13 protein-coding genes are annotated in these 11,935 nt (G+C 35.7%); 4 read left to right on the top strand and 9 right to left on the bottom strand.

Features of this window, described 5'->3' with window-relative positions:
* Positions 1-559: 559 nt before the first annotated feature.
* The 3 genes from AB1K81_RS15735 to pabB are packed head-to-tail and all read left to right on the top strand — an operon-like array spanning position 560 to position 3,300.
* Positions 560-949 carry a YgzB family protein gene (locus tag AB1K81_RS15735; RefSeq protein WP_412977619.1) on the top strand — a complete coding sequence of 130 codons (390 nt, stop codon included), beginning with the start codon at positions 560-562 and terminating at the stop codon, positions 947-949.
* Between the two features lie 47 nt (positions 950-996).
* Positions 997-1,575, top strand: a complete 579-nt coding sequence (locus tag AB1K81_RS15730) for an anthranilate synthase component II (protein WP_412977618.1) — start codon at positions 997-999, stop codon at positions 1,573-1,575.
* Complete coding sequence (pabB, locus tag AB1K81_RS15725) at positions 1,576-3,300, top strand: aminodeoxychorismate synthase component I (protein WP_412977617.1); 1,725 nt, start codon at positions 1,576-1,578, stop codon at positions 3,298-3,300.
* A gap of 43 nt (positions 3,301-3,343) precedes the next feature.
* Here the strand turns inward: pabB and perR are convergent, their stop codons facing one another.
* The 6 genes from perR to AB1K81_RS15695 form a co-directional block, all read right to left on the bottom strand.
* Positions 3,344-3,781, bottom strand: coding sequence for a peroxide-responsive transcriptional repressor PerR (perR, locus tag AB1K81_RS15720; RefSeq protein WP_412977616.1), 438 nt, complete (start codon positions 3,779-3,781; stop codon positions 3,344-3,346).
* Between the two features lie 196 nt (positions 3,782-3,977).
* Positions 3,978-4,535, bottom strand: a complete 558-nt coding sequence (locus AB1K81_RS15715; protein ID WP_412977615.1) for a cob(I)yrinic acid a,c-diamide adenosyltransferase — start codon at positions 4,533-4,535, stop codon at positions 3,978-3,980.
* A gap of 1 nt (position 4,536) precedes the next feature.
* Entirely contained in the window at positions 4,537-5,487 is a 951-nt protein-coding gene (locus AB1K81_RS15710) for a D-2-hydroxyacid dehydrogenase (RefSeq protein WP_412977614.1), read from the bottom strand.
* A gap of 117 nt (positions 5,488-5,604) precedes the next feature.
* Positions 5,605-6,303, bottom strand: coding sequence for a sugar transferase (locus AB1K81_RS15705; protein WP_412977613.1), 699 nt, complete (start codon positions 6,301-6,303; stop codon positions 5,605-5,607).
* Positions 6,304-6,476: 173 nt separating this feature from the next.
* Positions 6,477-6,947, bottom strand: coding sequence for a thioredoxin-dependent thiol peroxidase (bcp, locus tag AB1K81_RS15700; RefSeq protein ID WP_412977612.1), 471 nt, complete (start codon positions 6,945-6,947; stop codon positions 6,477-6,479).
* A 57-nt stretch (positions 6,948-7,004) separates the two neighbouring features.
* Positions 7,005-7,442, bottom strand: a complete 438-nt coding sequence (locus tag AB1K81_RS15695) for a potassium channel family protein (RefSeq protein ID WP_412977611.1) — start codon at positions 7,440-7,442, stop codon at positions 7,005-7,007.
* Positions 7,443-7,585: 143 nt separating this feature from the next.
* Here AB1K81_RS15695 and AB1K81_RS15690 point away from each other — a divergent pair, with 143 nt between their 5' ends.
* Positions 7,586-8,884, top strand: a complete 1,299-nt coding sequence (locus AB1K81_RS15690) for a glutamate-1-semialdehyde 2,1-aminomutase (RefSeq protein WP_412977610.1) — start codon at positions 7,586-7,588, stop codon at positions 8,882-8,884.
* A gap of 63 nt (positions 8,885-8,947) precedes the next feature.
* Here AB1K81_RS15690 and yidC read toward each other — a convergent pair whose 3' ends face one another.
* From yidC to AB1K81_RS15675, 3 genes are all read right to left on the bottom strand, one after another.
* Positions 8,948-9,739, bottom strand: a complete 792-nt coding sequence (gene yidC / locus AB1K81_RS15685; RefSeq protein WP_412977609.1) for a membrane protein insertase YidC — start codon at positions 9,737-9,739, stop codon at positions 8,948-8,950.
* On the bottom strand, positions 9,679-10,053 hold the full coding sequence (locus AB1K81_RS15680) for a hypothetical protein (protein ID WP_412977608.1): 375 nt from the start codon (positions 10,051-10,053) through the stop codon (positions 9,679-9,681). The genes yidC and AB1K81_RS15680 overlap by 61 nt, the downstream gene beginning before the upstream one ends.
* Positions 10,054-10,138: 85 nt before the next feature.
* Positions 10,139-11,884: an ABC transporter ATP-binding protein gene (locus AB1K81_RS15675; RefSeq protein WP_412977607.1), complete on the bottom strand. Its 1,746-nt coding sequence runs from the start codon at positions 11,882-11,884 to the stop codon at positions 10,139-10,141.
* Between the last annotated feature and the right edge of the window lie 51 nt (positions 11,885-11,935).

Genomic DNA, 11,935 nt, shown 5'->3' with positions numbered 1-11,935 from the left:
AGTTTGTCTGTGATTGACACCTCAACCACAGGAAAGTTCTTAGCAAAGAAGCTGCTAGCTTCTGTAATTCTTTAATAGAAAAAACAGGGTATGTTTCTTCTTGACATACTGGTTGTTTCGTTCAGTTTTCAAGGAGCAAATCTTTGTTGTCGTTTATCAGCGACAACTTTTATATCATATCACGTTGACTAGATTATGTCAACAAGTTTTCAAGAAGTTTTTCACTTTCTTGGCCGCCTTCTCAAATCAGCGACTTTAATAATATATCATGTTTCCTGTTGTAATGTCAAACACTTTTTAAAAGTTATTTTCAATTACTTGTCGCTAAATGAATGATTCCATTTGAGCAACGGATATTACTTTATCATGGTTTATAACCTAAGTCAACACTATTCTTGAATAATCCTTTTGTCGTTAAATTCACTCTATTTACGCCACTACTAATTCATAATGTTACAAAGAACTTTCCTATACTATGTCCATGTTATAGGAAAACAATTCTATTGTTTAAGAAAAAATGCTATACTACTCATGTATAAAATAAGGAGGACAAAAAGGTATGGCTCAACTAGTTTATTCAAGTAAAATAAATAAAATCCGTTCTTTTGCCTTAATACTTATATTTGCTGGTATCGGCTTTATGTACATAGGTTTATTAGTAAAGAAAATTGATTGGTTAATGGCATTGTTCTTTCTGATAGGAGTTATTTCAATTGTACTTAGTACTGTAGTGTATTTCTGGATTGGGATGCTTTCGACTAAAGCAATTCCTATTATATGTCCAAGTTGTGAGAAGCCTACAAAAATGTTAGGACGTGTTGATGCCTGTATGCATTGTAAACAACCACTAACGATGGATAAGGATCTTGAAGGTAAAGAATTTGATGAAAAATACAATTCACGAAAATACTTAAGAGAAAAGAAGAAACAAAATAACAACACGAAATAGCATCTGCCCATTGGTAGATGTTATTTTTTTAGAAATGAGGAGTTTCAATGATTCTTATAATAGATAATTATGATTCTTTTACGTATAACTTAGTTCAATATATATATCAACTTGAACAAGAAATTGTTATTAGACGGAACGACGAACTGACTTTAGAAGATGTCCGTACTCTTAACCCATCTCATATTTTAATATCACCTGGCCCTAGTAATCCGAGTACTGCTGGAATCTGTTTAGAGTTGGTTAAACACTACTATCAAGATTATCCTATTCTAGGTGTTTGTTTAGGTCATCAAATTATTGCGGAGGCTTTCGGTGGAAGAATTATTAAAGCAAAAGAACCGACTCATGGAAAAGTTTCTTCTATTAAACATGATGGGAAGGGAATTTTTAAAGATTTAGCTAATCCTTTAAATATAACAAGGTATCATTCTCTAATAGTAGATAAGCTAAACCTTCCAAACTCATTAGAAGTAAGTGCTTATACTGAAGCAGGAGATATTGCTGCTCTAAGACATACACTTTATCCAATAGAAGGAATCCAGGGTCATCCGGAATCGATATTATCCGAAAATGGTCTAGCACTGTTAGGAAATTTTTTCACCAAAAAGGAGGGAAAGCTTTAAATGTACAAACCAACACCTTTCCTTCAATTTGATTTTAATGGAGCTACAACTACTTTTAAGGATCCAATCGATATCATTACTACATATGAAATTGAACAAGTTATTCCTAGTTTACTAAAAGTTCAGGATGCCATTAATAGCGGATATTATGCTGCTGGGTACCTGTCGTATGAGGCTGCACCTGCTTTTGAACAATCTATGAAGGTTTATATAACGACTCGTATGCCATTACTCTGGTTCGGAATCTATAAAAATACCGGAGACCATCTAGATAAATCAATTGGTTCTTTCCATACATCAAACTGGACTCCAAACACTTCTATTCAGGAGTATAATCGAGCGATTAAGCAAATCAAGTCGAATATCGAACACGGTGAAACGTATCAAGTTAACTATACTATTCGTATGGATGCAGATTTTCATGGTGATCCCTTCGCCTTTTACAAAAAGCTTGCCAGTTCACAATCAGCTAGCTACAGTGCCTTTTTAGATATAGATGACTTTAACATTCTATCCGCTTCTCCGGAACTATTTTTCCACCTTAAGGATAACAAAATTACAACGAAGCCAATGAAAGGAACGATTGACAGAGGTAAAACAATAAAAGAGGACAAGGAAAAAGCTAATTGGCTATACCAATCAGAAAAAAATCGAGCAGAGAATGTGATGATCGTTGACTTACTACGAAATGACCTAGGTAGATTAGCGAAGCCTGGCTCTGTAAAAGTTCCCGAGCTATTTACAATTGAAGAGTATCCGACTGTTTTCCAGATGACTTCTACTGTAACGGGGGAGATTGAGTCTACAAAAAGCATAGTCGATATTTTTCAGGCGTTATTTCCATGTGGATCAATCACTGGCGCACCGAAAATTAACACGATGAACATAATCCATAAACTAGAAACAACACCTCGAGAGGTTTATTGTGGAGCGATTGGGTTTATAACGCCTGATAAAGAAGCTATCTTCAATGTCCCTATTCGAACTGTTGTGATTAATCAAGATGGAAATGCAACTTATGGCGTCGGTGGGGGTATTACTTGGGACTCTAAAGAAGACGAGGAATATGAGGAAGTACTAACAAAAGCTAAAATACTGTCAAATACTACAGCTACTTTCCAACTTATAGAAACTATCGCACTAATAAACGGAAAGTATCTCGTATTACAAAACCATTTAACACGACTTGAACACTCTGCTTCTTATTTTAAGTATGAATTTAAACAGAAACTATTAGTAGAAAAGCTTCAAGCTATTGCTGTTCAACATCCAAAAGGTAAATGGAGGGTAAGGGTTTTACTTCATCAAGACGGAAATTTATCGGTAACTATCTCACCTGAACAAACATCAAGTATAGACAACCCAACAGTAGCATTAGCAAAACGTCCTGTATCACAAAAAGACATTTATCTCTACCATAAAACAACCAATCGGAAAGTGTATAATCATGCGCTTGAGGATATGAACGATGTTTTTGATGTATTATTATGGAACGAAAACAATGAAATAACCGAATTTACTAAAGGGAATGTCGTTGTAGAACTGGAAGGTATGTTGTATACACCACCTGTTCGATGTGGTTTGTTAGCAGGTACATATCGAGAGAAACTGTTAAATGAAGGAAAAATAGAAGAAAGAGTTATATCTAAAAAAGAATTACCACTCTGCCAAAATATTTGGTTTATTAATAGTGTAAAGGAATGGGTATTAGTTCATCTAATATAAAAATTGCCCTGATCTCCGTCAATACTGGAGCAGGGCTTTTAGTTTAATTAATATGTTTTTCCTTGCAATCTTCACAAGTTCCGTATACTTCCATTCGGTGATGACTAACTTCGAATCCAGTAACTTTTTCAGCTAAGGACTCAACTTCATCTAATGACGGATAATGAAAGTCGACGATTTTTCCACATGATTCACAAATAATATGGTAATGGTCAGTTAAATTAATTTCAAACCGACTTGAGGAATCGCCGTATGTTAATTCACGAACCAATCCGTTCTCACGCAGAACACGTAAGTTATTATATACTGTTGCTACACTCATATTTGGGAATTTTCCTTCTAGTGCTTTGTATATATCATCGGCTGTAGGGTGAATAACTGAGTTCATTAGATAATCAAGCACCGCATGACGTTGTGGAGTAATCCGTACCCCCGACTCTTTCAACGCAACAATCGCCTTTTGAAGTCTATTTTCTGACACGCCATGCACCTCGCTTTCGTGAGAATTTCTAAGTCTGATACTATTATTATATTATAATCTTTATAATTAGTGTACGCTTATCCAATCATTCTTGTCAATATTAGTATATTTTAATGTGATAAATATTATAACTTAACAGCATACCAAAACAAATTTAAAGCAAGCAGTAAAAATTATCACACTGCTTGCTTCTTCATTACACGTCTGTATTCAGTGGTAATTCCTTACCATCTAACGACTTATTTACATACCTAGCTGCAACAAAAAGAAAATCAGATAGACGGTTCAAATAAGAAACTACTAGTTGATTGGGTAGCTCATCCACTAACCCAACCGCAAGGCGTTCTGCTCTACGTGTTACTGTTCTTGCAACATGAAGTGCACTAGAAGCACGGTGACCGGATGGTAGAATAAATTGCTTTAATGGCTCTAGGTGCTGATCCCATTTATCAATTTGCTTCTCTAGTTCATCGATATGCTCTTTCTTTAGCTTCCATGCTACTTCTTTATCAGGTGGTGTAGCTAATTCTGCCCCGACATGAAAAAGAATCGTTTGAACACGATGCATTTGCTCAAGGAACTGCTCCTTCCCATCCCAGTTCTCCTGTTCTAGTAAGCTAGATGCTAGACCTATCATCGAATTCGCTTCGTCACAAGTTCCATATGCTTCTACTCTAAGGTCGTTTTTCGGTACTCGTTTACCGTACACTAGCGAGGTTAAACCTTTGTCCCCTGATCTTGTATAAATTCTCATCTTAATACCCCCTAGTAGGATCAACTAAATTAGTAAAATCACTTTCTCCTTTAATGAGCTTATCTAGATTGTCTTGAAAAATGGATAAAGCCCGAACCATGTAATTTGGAGATTGCCCTGAAATATGTGGGGTTACCGTTATATTTGGCTCAGACCATAAAGGGCTGTCTTCTGGTAGAGGTTCCTGCTCGAAAACGTCTAACACTGCATGGTCGATTTGCCTTTCCTTGACTGCTTTAAGAATCGTTTCGGTTTTCACTAAGTCGCCCCTGCCTATATTAATAAATACGGCACTTTCTTTCATTATATGAAAATGTTTTTCCGTTAGTAGATAGTGTGTTTCCTTCGTACTAGGTAAAACCGATACGATAAAATCAGCACTTGGAAGCGTCTTGTTTATAGCTTCAATGGTAAATACTTGATCAAAACATTCCACTGGGCGACCACTTCTAGAAACACCAATTGTTGTCATATGAAAAGCTTTTGCTAATCTCGCTACTTCCTGACCAATGGCACCAGTACCTAATACGAGGAGGGTTTGGCCAGTGATTTCTCTCACTCGAATGCTTTTATCCCAATAGCTTAATTTCTCATTTTCAAGTAATTGCTTTTCTTGTCTGTATACTTGAAGCATCATGGATAAGCTGTACTCAGCCATTTGAGTTTTATGTATACCTCGAGAATTTGTTACAATAATACCTCTTTCTTGAATTTGCTTAAATGGTAATCGTTCTACTCCAGCTGAAAGTACCATAATCCATTTTAGTTTCGATGCTTTTTCTAACATCGAATCATTTAAATCCTCTCCATATGTTACGACAACATCCGCTTGTTCCAAATATTGCCCCGCTTCTTGCATCCCATTTGTAAAAATAAATTTCTCATTTGGATAATGTTCCAGTAATCTTTCTTGATGTTTTTCTGAAATTTTTGCTGAGAAAAGAATAACCAACTAAAATCCCCCTTAACATTACGAATTATTCCTATCTCCATAATAAACACTATCGAAGAAATGAACAACCTAAACACAAAAGCCAGCAACCATTTTTTCAGGATACTGGCTAACAATTTATTCTGCTAATTTTATAAACAAGCGTCTGACTGACCTAAAGAATATTTTCGCATCTAATTTGTAGGAACAATTCTCAGTGTAATAGAGATCGTATTTGATTTTCTGACCGTGGTTCTTATTTGTTGCACCTTCGATTTGAGCAAATCCAGTTATTCCAGGTCTTACTTTCAGACGTTTCATTTGCTGGCGATTATAATAGTCTGCTATTTCTGGTCGTTCTGGACTTGGTCCTACTAGACTCATTTCTCCTCTAATTACATGAATTAATTGTGGGATTTTATCTAAATGATACTTGCTAAGCCAAAGACCAGTCTCTGTAAATGTTATGTTCTGATCTCTCGTAATTTTAAAGTAATCTGGCACTCCCTTTCCCCATGAACTAGGGAATGGATATGGAGGTAACTGGCGTATGACTCTCGATCCATTAGTCATTGTACGGAATGACCACATCATAAATGTGCGATTATTTTTCCCTACTCTTAACTCGCGATAAAAGATTGGCTTACCTTCCTTTCTAGCTATCTTGTAACAAATAAATATAAATAGTGGTAACAGCAGTATGAATAACACTACACCTAGAATAATATCTAATAGTCTTTTGAAAAAGAAATAGAGATTAATATGAATAAAGTAATTTGTTTTTGTTTTGGCAGACTCTAGCATCCCCTTCATCATACCTTTCTTTACTTTGTACATACTTTACTATTTCATATTATTCAAGTAGATGGACGTATATAACTATGTAATAGAAAAGAAACATAAACTTCTTTGCCATTTTTTTGAAATTGATTTATTTCTCTATTTTTTAGGCCTTGAGGGAAATAGCCTACAAAAAAAGAGCACCTATTAAATAGGCTGCTCTACATATATTATGCTAAATTTTCACGGATAAAGTTTAACGCATCTTTCACGTGACCATCCACTCTTACTTTTCGATATTCCTTCTGTAGATTACCTTCCTTATCAATAATAAAAGTAGAACGTTCCACACCATAATACTCTCTACCGAAATTCTTTTTTAGTTTCCAAACATCATAAGCATCTGCCACTTTATGTTCTTCATCTGCCAAAAGTAAGAATGGTAGATCGTGTTTATCTATAAACTTTTGATGACTTTTAACTGGATCTGGGCTAACACCAACGATTACTGCATTAAGCTCAGCAAAGCTTTCGTGATTATCTCGGAAATCACACGCTTCTGTTGTACATCCCGGCGTCATATCTTTTGGATAAAAATACAACACAACATGCTTACCCTTTAAATCTTCTAAACTAACTTCTTTACCTTCTTGATTTGGAAGTGTAAATGAAGGAGCTGGTTTTCCTAGTTCTAGTGTCATGTCAAAACCTCCATAAGTTGATTCTTCTTCACTATAACATCGCAAATAGGTTGATTGCTAATCTCTTGCCCGTTCCCGATTAGAATGGACGGCATGAATTACGAATGCAGTAGGTAAAATATAGCCAATTAATGCTTCAATTAATGCTAGTAATCTTCCAATCCCAATCGGTGTTATATCTCCATATCCAATCGTTAACATCGTAACCCCACTAAAATAGAGAGAATGTATCAACGACCCAATTGGGCTAACTTGCCTAAGCTCGCCACCTTCTACTAGATAAATCCCTTCAAAGGAAAGAATAAAATAGATTAAACCAAATCCAAGTATAACGACTGTATAAGTAATGACTAAGGAGGAGAACATTTCGATTGAAAATCTCCTCTCTTCCATACGAACTCCAAATATTTCTTTTTCACCTATTACAAATCCATATATACTCCTAGCAATAACGAAGCTTACTGCCCCTACTAATAACCATGGTATGATACTCATTTTATCTCCCTTTTCTTTTTAAACATGTACTATATAATATGCGAGTAGTTCTTGGGGCTTGTCATTTTATTTTCAAGATGAATAAGGGTACAATAAGAAGCGTGAAATTAAAGCATTTTGCTTTTACGTAGGAGGAAAAAACGATGAACTTTTCTAAATCAGAAGCACTTCACGAAGAGGCGCAAATACATATTGTTGGTGGAGTCAATTCCCCATCTCGTGCTTATAAAGCGGTAGGCGGAGGAGCACCAGTTTATATGGAGCGAGCTAAAGGTGCTTATTTCTGGGATGTTGATGGAAATAAATATATTGATTATTTAGCAGCTTACGGCCCAATCATTACCGGCCATGCCCATCCACATATAACGGAAGCAATTAAAACGGCCGCTGAAAATGGTGTTTTGTACGGTACACCAACCCCTTTAGAAAATAAATTTGCCAAAATGTTAAAAGAAGCAATTCCTTCATTAGAAAAGGTTCGCTTTACTAACTCTGGTACCGAGGCTGTAATGACTACTATCCGTGTAGCAAGAGCATACACTAATCGTACAAAAGTAATTAAATTCGCTGGTAGTTATCACGGCCATTTTGATGCAGTATTAGTACAAGCTGGCTCTGGCCCATCTACATTAGGTACACCAGATTCTGCAGGAATCCCTGTATCGGTTGCTCAAGATGTAATTACCGTTCCGTTTAATGATATTGATGCTTACAAAGATGCACTAGATAAATGGGGCGATCAGCTTGCTTGTGTGTTAGTAGAACCAATTGTTGGAAACTTCGGTATCGTAGAACCTAAGGAAGGATTTTTACAAGCAGTAAATGATTTAACCCATGAAGTTGGAGCACTTGTTATTTATGATGAAGTAATCACCGCATTCCGCTTCACTTATGGTAGTGCTCAGCAGGTATACGGTATTGAGCCAGATATGACTGCAATGGGAAAAATTATTGGTGGCGGACTTCCAATCGGTGCTTACGGTGGACGTAAAGATATTATGGAGCAAGTAGCACCCCTTGGCCCTGCTTATCAAGCTGGTACAATGGCAGGTAATCCAGCATCTATGTCCGCTGGTATTGCTTGTTTAGAAGTTTTAAAACAAGAGGGAGTTTATGAGAAGTTAGATAAGCTAGGTGCACGTCTTGAAAAAGGTATTTTAGAAAAGGCTGAAGAACATGGAATCGTTCTTTCGATTAATAGACTACGTGGTGCATTAACCGTTTACTTCGGAAGCACAGAGGAGATTACCGATTATGATGGTGCCGAAGCTAGTGATGGAGAGGTATTTGCAAAGTTCTTCAAGCTAATGCTCAACCAAGGTATCAACCTCGCCCCTTCTAAATATGAAGCTTGGTTTATTACAACAGAGCATACTGAGGCTGACATTGACGAGACTCTTGATGCTGTAGGAAATGCTTTTAAGGAAATGAGTTCTAACTAGTAAGTTCTAAATATAAAAAAACCACCACTAATCATTCGATTAGTGGTGGTTTTACTTTTCTGTTTAACCTTGCTCTCGTTTATGCGCCAAATATATCCTCTTAGAAATTAACGTCTGAATAATAACAATGATGCCACCTACAGTCCAATACAGTGGAAGTGCAGCTAACGTATTTAATGAGATAATTCCAATCATTATTGGTGAAATCAGACCTATTAAGGACATTTGTTTTTTCATCTTAGGATCAAGTCCGATTTGGGACACCTTATATTGAACGAAATAAACTAAAACAGCTATTGCTACCATTACAAAGTCTGTTTCCCCTAGGTTAAACCATAAAAATGAATGTGTTGCAATTTCAGGTGTTTGACGAATCGCATAATAAAATCCTATTAAGAACGGAAATTGAATAAGCAATGGTAAACACCCACCAAAAGAAGCTAATGGATTGAAGTTATGCTTTTGGTAAAGCTGCATCATTTCCTGTTGGAGCTTCTTCTGAGATTCAGGATCTTTTTTATCCTTATACTTAGCCTGAATTTCTTCCATTTCTGGTTTAATAGCCTTCATTTTATCTTGAACTTGCATACTATTTTTTGTTTGTTTTATCATAAATGGCATGATTATTAACCGAATACATATCGTAATGATAATAATCGAAAGACCATAATTATCGTTAAATAACGCCGCAATATTTTTTATTAAAGATGAAAAGCTATCAACAAATATATCATGAAACCATCCAGTTGAATGAGTTGTCGAACCATTCCCTGAACAACCTGCTAAAAATAATATTAATAATACTCCCCCGAATAAGCTAAATTTCTTAATATTAGTGAATACAGATTTTTGCATAGTGCTCCTCCTCGTTTTTTCATTGATTTATAAAACGAGAAATGAGCTTCTTCTTCATCATCATCTGGCAATTCAATCCGCTTTGTAGTAATCGCGAGCCAATTACGCTTCTCGATTATTTCATTAATATTTTTCTCTAGAGGTAAGAACCGCGCTTTTAGATGATACGTGTCTTTTACGTGTAAGGACTTATTGAGAGAAAAATCAAACTCAGGAAGCCAGCGAATGACATATAAAGCTGATAGTATAACACTTATATAAAGATAAACTGGAGAAAAATCGCCAAACAATTCGAATAAAAAATCTAAAAACATCTGTATTCACCTCCTTATGCCGTACTTCTATTACATACGAATAATACGTTAATTAAGTTTCACTTACTAGGAACAAATATTTCCATTAATCATCAAAATGCTGAACCTGATACAAGTCATAATAGCTTCCCTTTAATTCCATTAATTCTGCATGAGAACCTACTTCTGATACTTCCCCATTTTCGATGACAACGATTCTATCTGCGTGCGTAATTGTTGCTAGACGGTGCGCAACGATAAATGTAGTTCGGTCAGAAGCTAATTTTTCCATTGCTTCTTGAATCGTATGTTCACTCTCTAAATCTAGTGCAGAAGTTGCTTCATCAAAAATTAAAATTGGAGGATTTTTTAAGAATACACGTGCTATAGCAACTCGCTGCTTCTGTCCCCCCGAAAGCTTAACACCTCGTTCTCCAACTAATGTGTTATAACCTTGTGGTAGCTCCATAATAAAGTCATGTGCATTAGCAGCTTTAGCCGCTTCGATAACCTCTTCATCTGATGCGTTTGGATTGCCCATTCGTATATTCATGGCTACCGTATCCCCAAATAATATATTATCTTGAAGTACCATACCGATATTATTTCTAAGTGAACGTGCTTCATAATCACGAATATCAATACCATCTACTTTAATAGCTCCTCCTGTGACATCATAGAAACGAGGAATTAAGCTAATTAATGTGGATTTACCTCCACCACTCATCCCGACAAGTGCAATCGTTTCTCCTTGTTTTACTCGAAGGTTAATATCTTTTAATACTGCACTTTCATGATCATAATGGAATGATACATTCTCAAAATCAATTTCTCCATGAACACGCCCAACTTTCATTGCCTTTGGTTTATCGACAATATCATACTTCTCATTCATAAATTCAAAGACACGGTCAATAGAAGCAATAGATTGGATAAGGACGGTTGATGAGTTAATTAATCTGCGTAATGGACTATATACTCTTTCTAAGTAAGCAAAAAATGCCATCATCGTACCGACAGTAATATTGCCGGTTATGACTTGATAACCTGAATATGTAATTACTAAAAGTGGTGCCAAATCTGTGATCGTATTGGTAACTGCAAACGTTTTAGCATTCCATGTTGTGTGTTCTAAAGCTTTACCAAGAAAATTAGCGTTTTGTTTATCGAATTGTTGTTGCTCATAATCTTCTAATGCAAAGCTTCGTGTGACAGGTACACCTTGAACACGTTCATGTAAATGCCCTTGAACTTCTGCAAGTGCCTGCGAACGTTCTCGAGTTAATTGACGTAATCTGCCGTAAAAGTACTTAATTGAAAAACCAAACAGCGGAAATAAAATAATCGATACAATTGTTAGGCCAACATCCATCGACAACATTATTACAATAGCAATTAATATCGTGATTATGTCGAGCCATATATTCATTAGTCCAACAATCACGAAATTCTTAGTTTGTTCGACATCATTTATTACCCGGGAAATTATTTCGCCGGTTTTTGTCGTAGAATAGAATCGCAAACTCAATTTTTGCATGTGATCGAATAGTTTATCCCTTATATCATAAAGGATTTTATTCCCAACCCACTGGGCAAGATATTGGCGATAATATTCTATTGGTGGACGTAATACTAGAAAAACCATTAATGATCCACCCATAATCCAAAGTAGATTTGTTAATTTCTCAGAATCAGTCCAAAGTTCATTTCCAATAATATCATCAATTACGTATTTTAAAATTAATGGTATTAAAAGTGGAATTGCAAACTTAACTATTCCTATTAGAATCGTCCAAAATATCTTCCATTTATATGGCTTTACATATTCCATAAACTGTTTAATACTGCTCATAAACATCAACTTTCTTTTTGAAATTTTACTATGATAAATTTATTATCTCTT

This window comes from Ornithinibacillus jepli, assembly GCF_047228935.1.
Lineage (GTDB): Bacteria > Bacillota > Bacilli > Bacillales > Amphibacillaceae > Ornithinibacillus.
The sequence above is the reverse complement of the archived record's forward strand: the minus strand, read 5'-3'. Positions and strand labels throughout refer to the sequence as shown.